16 protein-coding genes are annotated in these 16,268 nt (G+C 41.9%); 7 read left to right on the forward strand and 9 right to left on the reverse strand.

Annotated features, from left to right (window positions below):
- Window positions 1-25 precede the first annotated feature (25 nt).
- Window positions 26-1,120: a redox-regulated ATPase YchF gene (gene ychF / locus Q0K96_RS09135; protein WP_223052646.1), complete on the forward strand. Its 1,095-nt coding sequence runs from the start codon at window positions 26-28 to the stop codon at window positions 1,118-1,120.
- Window positions 1,121-1,207: 87 nt separating this feature from the next.
- Window positions 1,208-1,870, forward strand: coding sequence for a hypothetical protein (locus Q0K96_RS09140; protein ID WP_297333692.1), 663 nt, complete (start codon window positions 1,208-1,210; stop codon window positions 1,868-1,870).
- A 339-nt stretch (window positions 1,871-2,209) separates the two neighbouring features.
- Here the strand turns inward: Q0K96_RS09140 and Q0K96_RS09145 are convergent, their stop codons facing one another.
- Window positions 2,210-3,097 (reverse strand): hypothetical protein, encoded by an 888-nt coding sequence (locus Q0K96_RS09145; protein WP_297333693.1) that lies wholly within the window; start codon window positions 3,095-3,097, stop codon window positions 2,210-2,212.
- Between the two features lie 109 nt (window positions 3,098-3,206).
- On the opposite strand from Q0K96_RS09145, the gene Q0K96_RS09150 reads away from it, so the two are divergent.
- Genes Q0K96_RS09150 through Q0K96_RS09170 form a run of 5 tightly spaced genes read left to right on the forward strand, consistent with a single transcriptional unit; the run spans window position 3,207 to window position 7,035 of the window.
- Window positions 3,207-3,749 carry an NAD(P)H-dependent oxidoreductase gene (locus Q0K96_RS09150; RefSeq protein WP_297333694.1) on the forward strand — a complete coding sequence of 181 codons (543 nt, stop codon included), beginning with the start codon at window positions 3,207-3,209 and terminating at the stop codon, window positions 3,747-3,749.
- A complete protein-coding gene (locus Q0K96_RS09155) occupies window positions 3,730-4,419 on the forward strand; it encodes a TIGR02117 family protein (RefSeq protein ID WP_297333695.1) in 690 nt (229 codons plus the stop codon). The genes Q0K96_RS09150 and Q0K96_RS09155 overlap by 20 nt, the downstream gene beginning before the upstream one ends.
- A 29-nt stretch (window positions 4,420-4,448) precedes the next feature.
- Window positions 4,449-5,384 (forward strand): transglutaminase domain-containing protein, encoded by a 936-nt coding sequence (locus Q0K96_RS09160; RefSeq protein ID WP_297333696.1) that lies wholly within the window; start codon window positions 4,449-4,451, stop codon window positions 5,382-5,384.
- Window positions 5,385-5,429: 45 nt separating this feature from the next.
- Window positions 5,430-6,386: a transglutaminase domain-containing protein gene (locus Q0K96_RS09165; RefSeq protein ID WP_297333697.1), complete on the forward strand. Its 957-nt coding sequence runs from the start codon at window positions 5,430-5,432 to the stop codon at window positions 6,384-6,386.
- Window positions 6,387-6,405: 19 nt separating this feature from the next.
- A complete protein-coding gene (locus Q0K96_RS09170; protein WP_297333698.1) occupies window positions 6,406-7,035 on the forward strand; it encodes a zinc-dependent metalloprotease family protein in 630 nt (209 codons plus the stop codon).
- Here Q0K96_RS09170 and Q0K96_RS09175 read toward each other — a convergent pair.
- The 8 genes from Q0K96_RS09175 to Q0K96_RS09210 all read right to left on the reverse strand — a co-directional run bounded on the left by Q0K96_RS09175 (window position 7,019) and on the right by Q0K96_RS09210 (window position 16,083).
- Window positions 7,019-7,768: an Asp/Glu racemase gene (locus Q0K96_RS09175; protein WP_297333699.1), complete on the reverse strand. Its 750-nt coding sequence runs from the start codon at window positions 7,766-7,768 to the stop codon at window positions 7,019-7,021. The two genes, Q0K96_RS09170 and Q0K96_RS09175, sit on opposite strands and share 17 nt — an antisense overlap.
- A 105-nt stretch (window positions 7,769-7,873) precedes the next feature.
- Entirely contained in the window at window positions 7,874-8,794 is a 921-nt protein-coding gene (locus Q0K96_RS09180) for a fumarylacetoacetate hydrolase family protein (protein ID WP_297333700.1), read from the reverse strand.
- A 115-nt stretch (window positions 8,795-8,909) separates the two neighbouring features.
- Window positions 8,910-10,016 (reverse strand): cupin domain-containing protein, encoded by a 1,107-nt coding sequence (locus tag Q0K96_RS09185; RefSeq protein WP_297333701.1) that lies wholly within the window; start codon window positions 10,014-10,016, stop codon window positions 8,910-8,912.
- 34 nt (window positions 10,017-10,050) lie between these two features.
- Window positions 10,051-11,025, reverse strand: a complete 975-nt coding sequence (locus Q0K96_RS09190; protein ID WP_297333702.1) for a carbon-nitrogen hydrolase family protein — start codon at window positions 11,023-11,025, stop codon at window positions 10,051-10,053.
- A gap of 87 nt (window positions 11,026-11,112) precedes the next feature.
- Window positions 11,113-11,535 carry a thioesterase family protein gene (locus Q0K96_RS09195; RefSeq protein WP_297333703.1) on the reverse strand — a complete coding sequence of 141 codons (423 nt, stop codon included), beginning with the start codon at window positions 11,533-11,535 and terminating at the stop codon, window positions 11,113-11,115.
- Window positions 11,535-13,151 carry an AMP-binding protein gene (locus Q0K96_RS09200; protein WP_297333704.1) on the reverse strand — a complete coding sequence of 539 codons (1,617 nt, stop codon included), beginning with the start codon at window positions 13,149-13,151 and terminating at the stop codon, window positions 11,535-11,537. Before Q0K96_RS09200 ends, Q0K96_RS09195 begins: the two co-directional genes overlap by 1 nt.
- Before the next feature lie 11 nt (window positions 13,152-13,162).
- Entirely contained in the window at window positions 13,163-15,475 is a 2,313-nt protein-coding gene (locus Q0K96_RS09205; protein WP_297333705.1) for a bifunctional salicylyl-CoA 5-hydroxylase/oxidoreductase, read from the reverse strand.
- Window positions 15,475-16,083: a flavin reductase family protein gene (locus Q0K96_RS09210; RefSeq protein ID WP_297333706.1), complete on the reverse strand. Its 609-nt coding sequence runs from the start codon at window positions 16,081-16,083 to the stop codon at window positions 15,475-15,477. Before Q0K96_RS09210 ends, Q0K96_RS09205 begins: the two co-directional genes overlap by 1 nt.
- Window positions 16,084-16,268 lie beyond the last annotated feature (185 nt).

Genomic DNA, 16,268 nt, shown 5'->3' on the forward strand with positions numbered 1-16,268 from the left:
TGCAGCCTTAAAATAAACAAACTAAATGAAAGCAGGTATTGTAGGATTGCCTAACGTGGGTAAATCGACACTTTTTAATTGTTTGTCTAATGCCAAGGCACAAAGCGCAAACTTCCCTTTTTGTACTATAGAGCCAAATGTGGGCGTGGTTAACGTGCCCGACCCGAGGCTGGAAAAGCTGGAAGAGCTTGTAAACCCCGAGCGTGTAGTACCCGCAACCGTAGAGATTGTAGATATTGCGGGCCTTGTTAAAGGCGCGAGCAGGGGCGAGGGGCTTGGCAACCAGTTTTTGGGCAACATAAGGGAGTGTAACGCCATCATTCACGTGCTGCGCTGCTTTGATAACGATAATATAGTGCACGTAGAGGGCAGCGTTAACCCGATACGCGACAAAGAAACCATTGATATAGAGCTTCAGCTTAAAGACCTTGATACGGTAGAAAAACGCCTTGAGAAGTCGAAGAAAGCAGGCAAGACAGGTAATAAGGAAGCCCTTGCCGAAACCGCACTTTTAGAGCGCATCCGCGAGGCATTGCTGCAGGCCAAGAGCGCACGTACTGTAGTACCTGCCAATGAGGAAGAGGAAGAACTGATGCAGAGCTTTCAGCTGATAACTACCAAGCCTGTGCTGTATGTTTGTAATGTAGATGAAGGCGCTGCCGCTACCGGCAACCAATATGTTGACCAGGTGCGCGAACTGGTAAAAGACGAAAATGCAGAGGTGCTGGTACTTGCCGTTGCTACCGAAGCCGACATTACCGAACTTGAAACCTATGAAGAGCGCCAGATGTTCCTTGAAGATTTAGGGCTTAAAGAACCGGGTGTTTCGGCGCTGATACGTTCGGCATACAAGCTGCTTAACCTGCAAACCTATTTTACCGCAGGCGTTAAAGAGGTTCGTGCCTGGACGATTCACATAGGCGATACCGCACCACAGGCAGCAGGCGTTATTCACACCGACTTTGAGAAAGGTTTTATACGTGCCGAAGTTATTGCATATAATGATTACGTTCAGTTTGGCTCTGAAGCTAAGGTAAAAGAAGCCGGAAAGCTAAAAGTAGAAGGTAAGGAGTACATTGTGAAAGACGGCGATGTAATGCATTTCCGCTTTAATGTGTAATTAGTATTAAGAAGCTGGTATTAAGTATTAAGATAGAATCCCGCCAACAGGTGGGATTTGTTTTTATATTTGGAGAAAATCGTGCACATGATATTTAGGTATATTGTTCTCTTCCTGGCATTTTTATTTATTTCATGCAAAGAAAATGCAGCAGGCGAATATGCTTCTGTTGATTATTATTTTGACGAGCCACAGCCGGTAAATAACAGGCCGTTAAAAACGATACCAACCCAGTTCAGGGGCAGCTACAGCCACAGTAATGATGAAGTACTGAACATAACAGATAAAGCTGTTTATTTTGATTATCAGCAAAATATTGCATTACCATTATCTGAAAAAGATTCTTTATTTAAAAGCCCCCAATATAAAGATGGTAAGATTACGTACTATAACCCGTATTCACGGTTTGATGTTACGGTAAAAGATTCGGTATATCTTTCAGGCTTCACGCGCGATTCTATTTTTAACCTGTCCGACACCAATATTGCCAAATTGTATAAAGGCAGGCTCATATTAAGCCACAGGGATTCTATATTTTGGAAAGTGAATATACTTGCTGTGAGTAAAGACTCGCTATACTGGAAACATTTAAGCCTTGAAGATTATAAAAATATATCAGTATTTATTAAGGATTTTGCTGTTAATAACGACACAATCGGGGTACTGATAAAGCCAACCAAAAAAGAGTTTAAACAACTACTTGATATGAATATGAGTTGGCAGCGTAGATATAAAAGGGTTAGGGGTTAGTATTGAGATATAATCCCGCCAACCGACGGGATGTGTTTTAAAAGAAATCTTCATCGTCATTGCTGTATTCAATCAATTCACTAATTTCTAATTCATTAATTTCCCTTACATTTATATCTAAATCTAATTTTGCTTTACTTTCAATCGGTTTTAAAATATTATCTGAAAATAGAGTTAAATTAAATTCGATACTCTGAGATTTCGTAGGATATAGCAGTATAAGTACATCTATTATCTTTAGCTTATCAGGGATTAAATTTATAGAGTTGTCGATAGCAGTATGCCATACTTTATCTGAAATTTGGCTATATTCCTCATCAAATAATTTAATTACATTCTTTATAGTGTCATCTGCAATATAATTATTGTGATAAAATTGAATAAAGTTTGACTGTTTTCTTCCGTTTTTGTTTGTAATTTTAAAGCGTTTGATTCAGAAGATTCTATTAGTAGTTCGATATTGACATTTGAGATAACTCTCGAAAGCTTACTTTTGATACCTAATAATATTGGAACTCCATTTCGTTTGCTTAGATATTCGTCTACATGGTAGTGGATTCTATTTGGATAGCGAACTCGGGAATCAATTTTTAAATGTTCTGTGTGTTTTTCTTTTACTTCAACTCTATCCATAGAAACTTTAAAATTTTCACCTAATTCTTTACCAGATTTTAAATCTATAAATGAAAAGTTTATAGAATCTTGTGCTTGCCGACTATCTTGAAGCTCTCGAATTTTCATTTCTAATTGTCTTGACAACTTATCTCTAAAGTCAACAATTGAATTGAAATTTTCAACTAGTGCACTACTATATACTTCTTCCTTAAATTTATTTAAAGATTTCAATTGCTCTAAATCGATTTCCGAAGGATCTTTTCCTCTTTTAGAAAAATATAGCATTACCGGTTTTCCTGCTTTAGCAACACGTTTAATCTCTTCAACAGTACCCCCCAACTCTTCTCCTGTTGGAGTTCCTATTTTCGTCCAAAAAAAACCAATTAGCATATCACAATCATCTACGATTTGTCTGTTAATTGTTTCTTGAGGTCGCACACCGTATGTTGGAGACGTGTGGGTTTCCCAGCGAACGGGAAGCAAGACTATTTTTTTACTAAATGAATTTAAATCGTTCCAATCCTGAATGACACGGGCTACAACTTCTCTTTCTTCGTCAACATCTGATGGAGACGCTATAAGTATTCGATAAACTAAGGATTCGTAAGACATAAGATTTTAATTGGGTAATCTCCAAATATAACCAATTTTCATATTTCTTTAACATTCCATCCTCTTCAAAATTCCTTATCTTTATAAAACAACCACATAAAAACTAACCATGAAAATAATAGCATTAGCAGGAAGTAACAGTAAGCAATCTATAAACAAGCGTTTGGCAACCTATGCCGCAGGCCTTTTTGAAGGCGGTGAGGTAGAGGTGCTGGACCTTAACGATTATGAGCTGCCACTGTTTAGCGTAGATAAAGAAAAAGAACTGGGGCAACCCGCCATAGCCCTCTCCTTTCTTGATAAAATAGCTTCTGCCGATGTTATAGTGCTTTCTGTCGCCGAACACAATGCAGGGCTTACCACAGCTTTTAAAAACATTTATGACTGGGCCTCGCGCCAGCACAAGCTGGTATGGCACAATATCCCCATGCTGCTCATGAGTACCTCTCCGGGCAAATACGCAGGCAAGAACGCGCTGGAAGCTGCAAAAATTAGCCTTAAGCACTACGGCGGCAACTACAGGGCTACATTCTCACTGCCGCAGTTCGAGGAGAATTTTGATAAGGAAGCGGGTAAAATATCCAATAAAGAGCACGATGACGCGTTAAAGGATATTATCCGCAACTTTGATTATGGCAAAGAGCCTTCCTAAAAAAATACTACGCATAACAGCCCACCTGTTACTTGGGCTGTTTGCTTTCATTTTACTTTATATAATAGCTGTGTTTGTTTGCTCCGCTATACCTGTCAACACTCATGCAACCGCACAGGGTGATATTACCGTTTACATTAACTCTAACGGCGTACACACCGACATTGTGGTTCCCGTAAAAAACGAAGTAAAAGACTGGAGCAAAGATATTTTGTTCAGCCATACCCGCGCCAATGATACGCTCGTAAAATATGTAGCATTCGGCTGGGGCGACAAAGGCTTTTACCTGCACACCCCGCAGTGGAGCGACTTAAAGGCGAGCACGGCATTTAAGGCTGCCTTCAATTTGGGTACATCGGCAATGCATACCAAGTTTTACCGGAGCGTGCAGGAAGATGACGATTGCGTTAAGATTGGCATCAGTAAAGACGATTACAGTGCTTTGGTGGCTTATATAGAGTCAAGTTTCGCCCTTAATGTAGAGCGGCAGGTGTGCCGAATTGGTGAGCACTGCTATGGCGACTATGATGCTTTTTATGAGGCGAACAGGAAGTATAACCTGTTTTATACCTGCAACACCTGGGCCAACAACGCCCTTAAAGCTGCCAACCAAAAAGCTGCCTTATGGACAACTTCGGATAAAGGGATACTTTGGCATTATAAGAAATAATTATATTTGCCAAAGTAAATTTTATTTAAATGAAAAACCAACTTGCCTTAATTGTATTATTACTGTCGTTTTTAGTAAATGCACAAGATAAAAACGATGTTTATGCCATTGTATATGATTATCCTAACAGTGTTCAGTCTATAGAAATACTTGCCAATAAAATTAAGTCAGATTTTACAAGTAATGAAGACAAGGCAAGGGCAGTTTTTAGCTGGATTGCATTTAATGTTAAGTTTGACGTTACAGGTAATTCAGGTAAAGGTTTTTACTATACTAACGAAAAAGACAGGCAGGAAAAGAATCAAAAGCAAATTCAGGAAATGGTTGCTACTGCTTTAAACAATAACATTGCAACGGCATCAGGATATGCTTTTTTGTTCGAAAATTTGGCAAAGGCAGTGGGGCTTGAGGTTGTAACCATTCCCGGAACTTTAAAATCAGATCCTTCACAGATAGGACAAATGCCAAACGGCACCAACCATCTTTGGAATGCTGTAAAAATCAATAATAAATGGTCTTTACTTGATGTTACTTTAGGGGCAGGCTATATTGGAAGTAACGGACAGTTTAAACCTGCTTTTAATGATGGTTATTTCTTCACTAATCCTGAAAGGTTTTATCTTAATCACTATCCTAATAATACCGAGTGGCTTTTTGTAAATAAAACCAAAGAGAATTTTTCTAAACTTCCTTTATTTTTTGGAGAATATATAGCTTCAGGTTATACAATAGTGTCTCCCGATATGGGAATCATTAAACCCAAAAACAATATTGTTGAATTTAAGTTTAATAACTTAAGCGCAAGTGAGCCTGTTGGGTATATAACAGATTTGAGCAGCCAGCCTGTAGTAATGGAGCAGGATGAAAAAACACTTGTCTACAAAGCCAGTGTAGACAGTAAAGCATCTACTTTGATTGTAGTTGTAAAAGGCAAGCCTGTTGCCATGTACCTTCTTACAAAATAATTGGTACTTAACATATTTTGGCAGGATTTTGGTTTTATATAGAGTATGAAAGCAATACTCTTAAAAATCAAAATACTGCTCTTGTTTGCTTGCTATACTGCAACCGCACAGGATTATACTAAAGTAGATAATCTTGTAAAGAGTTACCCCAACACCTATAAAACCCCTGCACAACTTGCAGAGCGCATTGCAGCCGACTTTCAGCGGGAGGATGAACGTGCGCGTGCCCTTTTTACTTGGATTGCCTATAACATCAGTTTTGACGAGTCGCCTGCCGCACTTGGGCGCAAACCGGTAAGGTATTCTTATACCACCGAAGCGGAAAGGCTTGCCAAGGTTGCCGAAATAGAGAACGACCTTGCCAAAGAAACGCTCAGGCAACGGAAAGGCGTGTGTCACGGCTACAGTATGGTTTATGCGCTCACCGCCCGTAAATTGGGGCTTGAATGTGAGGTTGTTCGCGGTAATGCAAAATCAATCCCTTCAGATATTGGTAAACCCGCATCACCAAGCAACCATGCCTGGAATGCAGTTAAAATAAACGGGGAGTGGAAGTTGCTCGATGTTACCTGGGGAGCGGGCGGCTTTACCGGGCGCAGTAAAAAATTCGGTTTCAGGTTTGATGATAAATACTTTTTTACCGAGCCGGAGCTGTTTTTCATTAACCATTTCCCTGAAGATAAAAAGTGGTTACTAACAACTAAAAATGAGCGCGATTATGCAGTACAGCCATTATATTATGATTTGGGCTACCATATAGTACAGCCCAACGAAGGAGTGCTTAAAGCAAAAAATGAAGGAGTACTTACTTTTAAGATAAAAGGGCTAAAAGCTACTGATGAAGTGGCTTATCAGTTTAGTTCGGCGCCGTTCTCTAAAAAAGCTGAGCCAAAAATATTTGCCGATACCGGAGAATTTGATGTACTGTTTGACCGTACCACGCGCGGAATACTCACTATATTTGTAAACAAACAATCTGTGGTGGCGTATAGTGTGAAATAGTTTTAGTAGCTGTAATTTTATGAGATATCTGTTGTTTATATTGTTTTTTACTACAATTGCGTGTAATAAGACAACCGTTACAAAAGAAACTGTGGTAGGTATAATACCTTATAGAAATATAGATGACAGTAAAGTAGCATTAGTTAGCAAAGCTATTACCGATTATTATGGTATAAAGGTAAAAGTGCTGCCTCATTCAGAATTTCCCTCGTCAGCATTTGTAAACATAAAATCGCCCCGTTACAGGGCAGACAGCCTTATAGCTATACAGGAGCGTAACATGCAGCCGGATGTTGATTATATCTTGGGGCTTACTGATAAAGATATCTCGGTAACCAAGCGGGATGAGAACGGAAATATCAAACCTCCCGAATGGAAGTATAATGATTTTGGTGTCATGGGGCTTGCCTATCGTCCCGGCAACAGTTGCATTGTTTCCGATTTCCGGTTAAAGCATAAAAATAAAGAGGTACAGTTTGGCAGATTTAAAAAAGTTGCTATACATGAGTTAGGCCATAACTTCGGGCTTCCGCATTGCCCTGATAAATCATGTGTAATGACAGACGCTGTAGAGCGTATCAGCACAATAGACAATGCGAAGCCGGAATTATGTATAGCGTGTAAAAAGAAACTTAATATCTCCCGCTAAGCAGTGCGCCACCCATAGGTACTTTTGTATCTAAGCCTAATTTCTTCAGCATTTCATAAGTGGTGCAAACCGCAGCCGAGGTTACCGGTATGCCAATTTCTCTTTCAATAGCATCAATAGCTTCTAATGACGGCATCTGCACGCAGGCAGAAGCAACCAGTACATCAACACCTTCAAGGTTAAGGCGTTTGTATATCTCAAGCAGGTTCATAGGGTCTTGTGCCGCTACCTCTAGGTTATCCGGTATTTCAAGCGCAATAAAATCTATCACCTCAAACCCTTGGTGTTCAATATAATCTACCACAAGCTGTGTAAGCGGTTTCATATAAGGCGTAATCACAGCGACCTTTTTAGCACCCAAAACCTTTAATCCGTTTATTAATGCTCCCGCACTTGTAACAACAGGGGCAGGCGCATCATTTTTTACTGTTTCTTCATGCAGGTTGGTTTCGCTCACACAATGGTAGCCGCGCCCCATACTCATAATCGCGACAAGACATGCATAACCCATTACATCTACACGAGCATCACTTAGCTCCTGCGCGCATTTAAGGCTTTGGGCATCCATTGCTTCCAGTTCTTCCTTAGTTACCTTTTTCATGCGCATTCGGCTGGAATGGAATGTAAAGCGTTCAGGAGAAACCGTTTCCCTTGCCCTGAATAGCGCCGGTATCTCCGTTTCCATAGTGATATTAGAGCTGGGCACAATTTGCCCTATGCGGTATTTTTTCATTAATCTTCGTGTTTAAAGTTTAAGGTTTAAGATTGGAAAGTCCATTCCTATTACTTACAGTCTCAAAAACCCATTTTCAAATTTTCAAATCAACTAATTTTCAAATTAATTAGCTGCCTCGCTGTCCACTACATAATTTCGTAGCGTGCCAATAGCTTCTACTGTAGCTTCAACAACATCGCCCGGCCACATGAAAGACTGTGGTGTCATACCCGCACCAACACCTGCCGGTGTGCCGGTAGCAATAATATCGCCCGGTTCAAGCGTAAATACCGTACTGAGGTCGTGTATCAGGTCGTTAATATTAAACAGCATATATTTGGTATTGGAATTCTGCCTTTCCTCACCATTCAGTTTTAACGAAAGCTTCAGGTTGTGCGGATTTTCAATATCAGCCTTGGTAACCAATACAGGCCCCATAGGCGCAAAAGTATCCTGACCTTTAGATACTATCCATTGCCCGGCACGGCGGCAGTCGCGCGCGCTGATGTCATTAATGATGGTATAACCATACACATAGTCCATTGCTTCTTCTTTAGGCACATTTTTACCACGTTTGCCAATGATAACAGCAAGTTCTACTTCATAGTCCAGTTGTTTTGTAATTTTCTGGTTGTGTATGATATTCCCTTCAGGGCCAATTACAGCAGATGTAGGCTTAGAGAAGACCACTGGTTCCTGAGGTAATTCTTTAGAAGTATCAAGCGTACGTGCCGATTCGGCAACATGCTCCGTATAATTTAACCCGATACCAAAAATGTTTTTACGTGGTTTGGGTATTGGTGCCATCAATGTGGCATTGCCCATAGGGATAGAACAATCAAGTAATTCTTCTTTAGTAGCTGTATTGAGTAACTGTATGGCGTGGTTTATACCTTCTATGCCTAAATCGATAAAGTCGAGCATATTATCAGGAAGCGGGCTTTGCTTTATGTGTCCCAGCTTTTCTGCGTCAACTATCATTTCGCCTTCTACAAACCCGAGGCGTGCGGGCGTATGATTTATTCTGTAAGTAACTAATTTCATTATTTAATTTTGTGTGTTATTTGAATTTTCCATTTCGACTTTATGGAGAAATCTTAGATTCCTCGACTGCGCCCTGAATAACAATACTTTTACAGTATGCTTCTGTCGGAAATTGCTACTCAACCTTTTGCCTTCCCTCCGGATGCGCTTTTTCCTGATACAATCCTAATGATTCGATAACCGGCAGGTCGTGAAACGAGAACAGGCAGGCATCTTCCGTATCGGATAAATTTACGTGTTCATGATAAACCCATGACGGCACGCAAAAGATGTCGCGCTCCTTCCAGTCATAACGTTTGCCGCCAATTATAGAGTAGCCCTTACCTTTGGCACATTGATAAATGAATGAGCCTGTGTGCTTATGTGCAAGCGTATGCTCGCTTGGGCGGAGCATCTGCATACTGGCTCCCATAGTTTGCATTACATGCCCGCCAGTGAGCGGATTGGTATAATGCATTAATACTCCATCGTAAGGTGAACCTTCATTAACCTGTGCGGCTTGCTGCAGGGCTGGGTACACTTGTTTCCATGAATATTTAAAAAGGGGAGAGTAGGGCTTGTCCCAAACGTGGTCGGCAGGTATTAACCCCGCACCACTATAGCTCATAGGTGAGAAATTCAGTGGTTTTTCTAATGGCTGCTTGCCATCAAACACAGCATAGTCATTTGCTTCGAGCGCATTTACAAGCGGAATATCCAGCCCGTCCTGCCAAATGCAGGTTTTGCCGCCTTCCTCTACGCCATGCTCGTGCCAGGTGCTGTTTGGCGTTATTACAAAATCGTTGACTTCAAGCATAATTTTATTACCGTCAACCACAGTATAACCACCTTCGCCTTCCATAATAAAACGCAGTGCAGAGGCTTTGTGCCTGTGTGCCGAAGTACTTTCTCCCGGGCGGGTAACCTGAATGCCGGTGTACAGCCAACCTACTGCAGCGCTTACATCGCGGCGTTTGTCATTAACGAGGTACACGACACGGCGGCCTGCCTGCTCAGGCGTAACCAGTTCAGATGATTTTAATACCAAATGACGCAGGTCTTCATATTTCCACAACATCGGTACCGATGAAGGTTTAGGCTCCCATGGTTCTATATCGTTGGCTACTGTCCATAATGCGCCTGCGCCAAGGCTTTCCAGTTCTTTATAATAGGCTTCCAGCTCGGGCGTGGTTTGCACCCTTGCACGTCCGTAAACCGTGTCGTCATATTTTGTTTCCTCCATACTTTCTTATTTTCAAGTTGTTATGGTGTTTGTTTTATTCAGTATCTGAGTCACTACCCATAAAGGTAATGTTTTTCTTCGGGGCTGTATTTACACGCAGGTCAAAGATATCAAAGCGGTTATAGTGCCCCAATATATCGTGCATCTGCTTTGGCTGTATGCATTTGCTCAGGTCAATATCCGCATATACAATGCCTTCCTCATCTATCAGCGGCTCGCCGATAACGGCCCCGTTAGGGCCAATAAATCCTGAAAATGCGCTATCCTTCCGCGTAAGCAACTCTTCCGCATTGGGAACCTCTTCTTTTAAGATATCAATTATCTCTTTTGTAATGGTAGAACATGAAACGATAGTAAACAATTTACCTTCAAACGAGTGTGCCGCGGCACGTATCTTAATAGCTTCTGCCATGTTATAATCAGGCGGGGCAACCGGCAGCGAAATGTAATTGGCAATGTGGATGAGTTCGCCCTGTGTAAGCAGTGTGTAGCGTGCCAGCGTGTTGGTGTTTTCGCCGCAAGCCAGTGTACCAATAGGGCCAATCTCGGTATTATATACTTTTAACGAAGAACCATCGCCGCCAGTCCACGTGAGTTTCTCTGCCCAAGTGGGCACCAGTTTGCGGTGCTTGCCAATGATTTGGCCTTTATTGTTAATGATAAGGTTGGTATTGTAAATTTCTCCAAAACTTTGCCCACGCTCATTAACGCCAATAACTATATGGCAATTGTGCTCTTTAGCAGCTTCGCAAAGCCTGTCTGTTTCAGGGCCGGGAACATTTATTGAGTTTTTATAGAGTTTTTCATACCACGCGCTGCCCTGTACCGGAGTCATGATCCAGTTCCAGTAAGGGTAACCTGCAACAAATACTTCTGGGAAAGCCACAAGCGAAGCGCCATTACCCGCTGCCTCAGCAATTATGGAACAGGCTTTTTCTGTAGTAGCTTCTGCATTAAGGAAAACAGGTGCTGCCTGTACTGTTGCGGCTTTAAATTTTGGTAATTCCATTTATAAACAATTCTAAATTTTAAAATTTTTTCCATTTTGACTTTATGGAGAAATCTAAGATTCCTCGGCTTCGCACGGAATGGAAGGTTATAGTAAATATTTTTCCAGTTTGGCACGCATATCATCAGGAAAGGCACTTGCTTTTATGCTCTTACGGTCGTCTGAAAAATCCACCCGCACCAGTGTTACTTCGCCCTCCAGGCAAACTGAGTCATCCTCGTGCTCAAACTTAAACCCGCAATGCATAGATGCGCCGCCCAGGTTCTTTATCCAAAGGTATTTGGTAAGCTCATCGCCCAATCGTGCCGCTTTTTTAAATTGCACTTTAAGGTCAACAGTAGGTATGCCGCCTGTTTCGTGCAGGTTTTTAAAGGGCAGGTTTAGTGCTTCAGCATAAAAATCCTCAACTAAATTATTCAGCATTTCCAAAAAGCGCGGGTAAAAAACAATCCCCGCATAATCTACATGCTGAAAACGTACTGTTTCTTTTTTTATAAATGCGTTTTTCATTACGCCTGTACTATATTTTTAAGTTTAAATCGTTGTATTTTTCCTGTTTCTGTTTTAGGGAGGCTGTCCAGATAGCGTATCTCGCGCGGGTATTTGTACGGCGCCGCTACTTCTTTAAACCAGTCCTGTATGGCTTTGGTGGTGGTTTCGTGCGCCCGGCTTTTATCATGTAAAACAATATAGGCACATACTAGCATACCTCGATTTTCGTCAGGAAGTCCTACTACTGCGCATTCTGCAATGTCATCATGGGTGAGCAGTACGCTCTCTACTTCTATAGCAGAAATATTATAACCTGCCGAAATAATCATATCATCGCCACGTGCAACAAACCAAAAATAACCATCATCATCCTTACGGAAGATGTCGCCCGTTATATTCCAGCCATTTTGCACATATTCTTTTTGTTTATCCTCGCTTACAAGGTATTTGCAGCCCGTAATACCGCGCACGGCTAACCGGCCTTCTTTGCCATTTTCAACCTCATTACCGCTTTCATCAATAATTTTAGCTTCATAGCCCCTAATAGCTTTGCCTGTGGCGCCTTTGCGCATATTTTCGTCATTGCTGGAGATAAAGATATGCAATATCTCTGTAGAGCCTATACCATCTGTTATTTTTAGCCCTGTGGCTTCATACCAGTCATCCCAAACTTTTTCAGGCAACGTTTCTCCCGCCGATACACATTTGCGAAGCGAGGAAATATCATACTCTTTTACTTTAGTAGTCAGTACCCGCCATGCGGTTGGGGCAGTAAAGCAAATGGTTATTTTGTGGTCCTGAATTGCCTGTAAAAGCAGGTCAGGTGTAGGTTTTTCTATTAAAAAGGTTGATGCCCCGAAATAAAACGGGAACAGCACCAACCCGCCAAGGCCAAAGGTAAACCCAAGCGGCGGGCTGCCTGTAAAAATATCATCAGGAGTTGGGTTGAGTGAGTATTTAGGGAATGCCTCACATATCAGCAATATATCTTTATGATAATGCGATGTCATTTTTGGCTTACCTGTAGTACCACTTGTAAAGCCGATGATAGCAACTGAATCTGCTTTTGATGGATAATTGGTAATGGTTTCAGGCTTGCCTGTCATTAGTTTTTCCAGTTCCTGTTCGGTTTGCCCTGTGCCGTCAAAAGCAATTATTTTATTTAAGTAACCTGACGTAACTGATTTTAAATCATCTATTAGCCTATAATCGCATAATGTGTGAGATATCTGTGCGCTATCTGCCATTACCGTTAATTCTTTTTCCCGCAACAGCGGCATGGTTGCAACCACAATACCGCCCGCTTTAAGTATACCAAACCAGCAGGCTACATACATAGGGTTGTTAGCGGAGCGTATCAGCACACGGTTACCCGGAATAAAGCCTGCATCTTCCCGTAGCACGTGTGCAATCTGGTTTGCTTTTTTATACAGATCATTAAAAGTCCACGAGGTATCAAAAGTGCGTATTGCTATTTTATCGCCATTGCTTTCTGCTATGTGCCTGTCCAGCAAACGCTCTACACAATTCAGGTCTTCCGGGAATTCAAAGTCGGCATGCCCGGTAAAACATTCTGCCATCAGCGAAGGGTGTGGCAAATGGTCGTGCGCAAAATTATCTTCGTAATGTTTCATAGCCCTGATAATTACTTTTTATGCGTTAGCGGTTTTAATGCTTTCTTCATATTCTCTATATTCCTGCGCTCCCCGGCACGGTATGGGTACATATGAGAAGCTGCCGACATATATTGTTTAGGTATGCCCACAGCGTGCAGGTCATTTGCTTTATATAGTTCATAAGCCTGTGCATTGCGAACAAAGAACGGGTCCAGCAATAGTGTTTTACCCAGTGCCACTAAGTCGGCTCGGCCGTTAAGTAATATGGTATTGATTTGGTCTATATCCTGTATATATCCCGCCGTGATGGTAGGGATGTGTACTTCATTGCGTACCATGTCGCTGAAAGGCGTTTGCCACATCCTGCCCACTGCCGGTTTTTGATTTTCAACCGTTAAGCCTGTAGAAACGTTTATAATATCAGCGCCCGTCTGCTTGAATGTCTGTGCAATAGCAATCACGTCTTCTTCAGTAATGCCATTCTCTGCCCAGTCAGATGCGGATATACGCACTGACATCGGTTTATCCTGCGGGAATGCCTCGCGCATAGCTTTAAATACCCTTAGCGGGAATTTGAGCCTGTTTTCAATACTGCCACCAAATTCATCTGTGCGGATATTAGTTAATGGCGACAGGAATGAAGCCAACAGGAAGCCATGATGTGCCTGTAGCTCTATCATATCAAACCCGGCAGCATCGGCATTTTTGGCAGCGTTTACAAATTGTTCGGTAACTGCATCCATATCCGCAACGTTCATTTCACGCGGCACTACCATCTTATCATTGAATGGGATAGGGGAGGCTGACAGAAGCTCCCATGCATTTTCTATAGGCTCGTTCCTACCTTCCCACGGGCGTTTTACCGCCCCTTTCCTGCCGGAGTGCCCAATCTGTATCCCTATTTTTGAAGTACTGTTATTGTGTATAAAATCTGTAATTCGTTTCCATGCATCTGTCTGTTCTTGAGTATATATACCGGGGCAACCTAAAGTAATTTTTCCTTCAGTAGACACTGCAGTGGCTTCGGTTAATATTAGTCCTAAACCGCCTGTAGCGCGCGATCCGTAATGCATCAAATGCCAATCGGAAACTACACCATCTTCAGCTGAATATTGCTCCATCGGGCTCATTACAATACGATTGTCTACTGTCATGCCGCGAAGCATAAACGGCGTAAAAGCAGCCGGGGTGGATTTGTCTTGATTACCTTCACGCTCATTAAATTCTGCCAGTACTTTTTTAGGGAAAGAGGCATCGCGTAGCCCCAGGTTTTCAAAAGTCACTTTTTTAGAACGTGTCATCACACTAAAGGCAAACTGCATAAAATCGTGCTGCATGTGCCTGTCCATATGCTCAAACCAGTCAAGTGAAACATTAGCCGCATGCTGTATCATTTCCACGCGGTTGCGGCGCAGCTTTTCATAATTTTCAAAAACAGCCTTTATATCAGTCTTGTACTGTATAACCGAATCAGCCAGCGAAATAGCGCATTCCATTGCCAGCTTGGTGCCCGAACCGATAGAGTAGTGTGCTGTTGCCTTTGCATCACCCAAAAGCACTATATTGTTGTGGTACCAGTTTTTATTGGTAACGGCAGGAAATTGCCTCCAGTAAGAACGGTTTGTTATCAGCGGATGCCCGTCAAGCTCTTCTTTGAAGAAACCGGATATTTTATCTATTGTATCCTCTTCATCTGTTATAGTAAAACCTGCTTTTTGCCAGGTTTCATCTGTCATTTCAAATATCCAGGTGCTCATGCCTTCTTCATACTGGTATGTATGTGCCACCATTGCTCCGTGTGGCGTACTCCTGAAGAAATAGGTAAAAGCATCCAGCGGGCGTGTAGAGCCCATCCATACAAAGCGGTTGCTTTGCATTTTTACCTCAGTACCAAAATGTGCCGCAAATTTATCGCGTATGCTGCTGTTAATACCATCCGATGCTACTATAATATCAGAATCTGTAAACTGCGAGAGATCATCTACATTGGCTTCAAAATGCAGAGTTACACCTTCTTCGCGGCAGCGTTGCTGCAGTAGCTGCAATAGTGTTTTGCGCGAGCAGCCGCAAAAGCCGTTACCTGTTATACGCACTTTTTCGCCGTCTCGGGCAACATCAAGTTCATCCCAGTAAGCAAACCGGCTGCGTATCAGTTCATACGACTGCGGGTCGCGTGTAAGGAATTCGCTAAGGGTTTCATCTGAGAATACCACACCAAACCCGAAAGAGTCGTCTGCCCGGTTGCGTTCGTAAACGTTTATTTCAGTGGCAGGCATGGCCTTTTTTACAAGGATGGAAAAATACAACCCGCCCGGGCCGCCGCCAATTACTGTAATTTTCATTATTCAGGCCTTTTTATAGAGAATATTTCACCAAGTTTCGAGTAGTTCCATCCGGCAAGCCTTGCCACCGGGCGGTATGCATCCTGGTTTATTTTATAATTGTCAAGTAATATGCTGTCATCTATGTGGAACATTACCACCCTGCCTATCATAATAGTTGCCCCGCCATTTTTGTGGTCTTCAAGGCTGTAATGGTGCACCAGCTTACACTCCATATTTACAGGGCTTTCTAAAACACGCGGCGCTTTTACAAGTACGGAAGGGACAGGGGTAAGCTCTGCAAGCTCAAACTCGCTTTCGCCCGGCTTAAGGTTAGCCGATGTAGTGTTCATTTTTTCCACTAAATCTTCTGTAGCCATGTTTACTACAAATTCCCCTGTCTGCAGTACATTATTCAGTGTATCTTTATTTATATTTCCCGTGCGTACAGTAGAGAACATAACGTGCGGCGGGTCTTCACCCACAGCATTAAAAAAAGAAAAAGGGGCAAGGTTGTAGTTACCTTCTGCGTTTGTTGTAGAAACCCAACCGATAGGGCGTGGTATTACAGTTCCCGTTAAAATCTTGTATATATCTTTCTGGCTTGTATGTAATGGGTCTATCTGCATGTAAACATGATTTAATGCTTACAAATAAAAGAAATTTTATAACCATTATCTTAATTTTTTTGTGATAAAGTTAGGAATACATCAATACTAAAACCTTGTAGTATTTAATATCAATTTTAAAACAGCAATTCCTTCAATTGTTTCGAATATGATAAAAATTTAATTATACATGATTAATATTGTTT

This window comes from Flavobacterium sp., from assembly GCF_024305175.1.
In the GTDB taxonomy this organism is placed as follows: Bacteria; Bacteroidota; Bacteroidia; order Flavobacteriales; family Flavobacteriaceae; genus Flavobacterium.

Coding starts and splice junctions, on each gene's coding strand:
- Q0K96_RS09175 (WP_297333699.1), bottom strand. CDS start 7,768: ATGAAAAAATACCGCATAGGGCAAATTGTGCCCAGCTCTAATATCACT.
- Q0K96_RS09145 (WP_297333693.1), bottom strand. CDS start 3,097: ATGTCTTACGAATCCTTAGTTTATCGAATACTTATAGCGTCTCCATCA.
- Q0K96_RS09200 (WP_297333704.1), bottom strand. CDS start 13,151: ATGAAACATTACGAAGATAATTTTGCGCACGACCATTTGCCACACCCT.
- Q0K96_RS09205 (WP_297333705.1), bottom strand. CDS start 15,475: ATGAAAATTACAGTAATTGGCGGCGGCCCGGGCGGGTTGTATTTTTCC.
- Q0K96_RS09170 (WP_297333698.1), top strand. CDS start 6,406: ATGAGATATCTGTTGTTTATATTGTTTTTTACTACAATTGCGTGTAAT.
- Q0K96_RS09180 (WP_297333700.1), bottom strand. CDS start 8,794: ATGAAATTAGTTACTTACAGAATAAATCATACGCCCGCACGCCTCGGG.
- Q0K96_RS09210 (WP_297333706.1), bottom strand. CDS start 16,083: ATGCAGATAGACCCATTACATACAAGCCAGAAAGATATATACAAGATT.
- Q0K96_RS09190 (WP_297333702.1), bottom strand. CDS start 11,025: ATGGAATTACCAAAATTTAAAGCCGCAACAGTACAGGCAGCACCTGTT.
- ychF (WP_223052646.1), top strand. CDS start 26: ATGAAAGCAGGTATTGTAGGATTGCCTAACGTGGGTAAATCGACACTT.
- Q0K96_RS09150 (WP_297333694.1), top strand. CDS start 3,207: ATGAAAATAATAGCATTAGCAGGAAGTAACAGTAAGCAATCTATAAAC.
- Q0K96_RS09185 (WP_297333701.1), bottom strand. CDS start 10,016: ATGGAGGAAACAAAATATGACGACACGGTTTACGGACGTGCAAGGGTG.
- Q0K96_RS09155 (WP_297333695.1), top strand. CDS start 3,730: ATGGCAAAGAGCCTTCCTAAAAAAATACTACGCATAACAGCCCACCTG.
- Q0K96_RS09160 (WP_297333696.1), top strand. CDS start 4,449: ATGAAAAACCAACTTGCCTTAATTGTATTATTACTGTCGTTTTTAGTA.
- Q0K96_RS09140 (WP_297333692.1), top strand. CDS start 1,208: ATGATATTTAGGTATATTGTTCTCTTCCTGGCATTTTTATTTATTTCA.
- Q0K96_RS09165 (WP_297333697.1), top strand. CDS start 5,430: ATGAAAGCAATACTCTTAAAAATCAAAATACTGCTCTTGTTTGCTTGC.
- Q0K96_RS09195 (WP_297333703.1), bottom strand. CDS start 11,535: ATGAAAAACGCATTTATAAAAAAAGAAACAGTACGTTTTCAGCATGTA.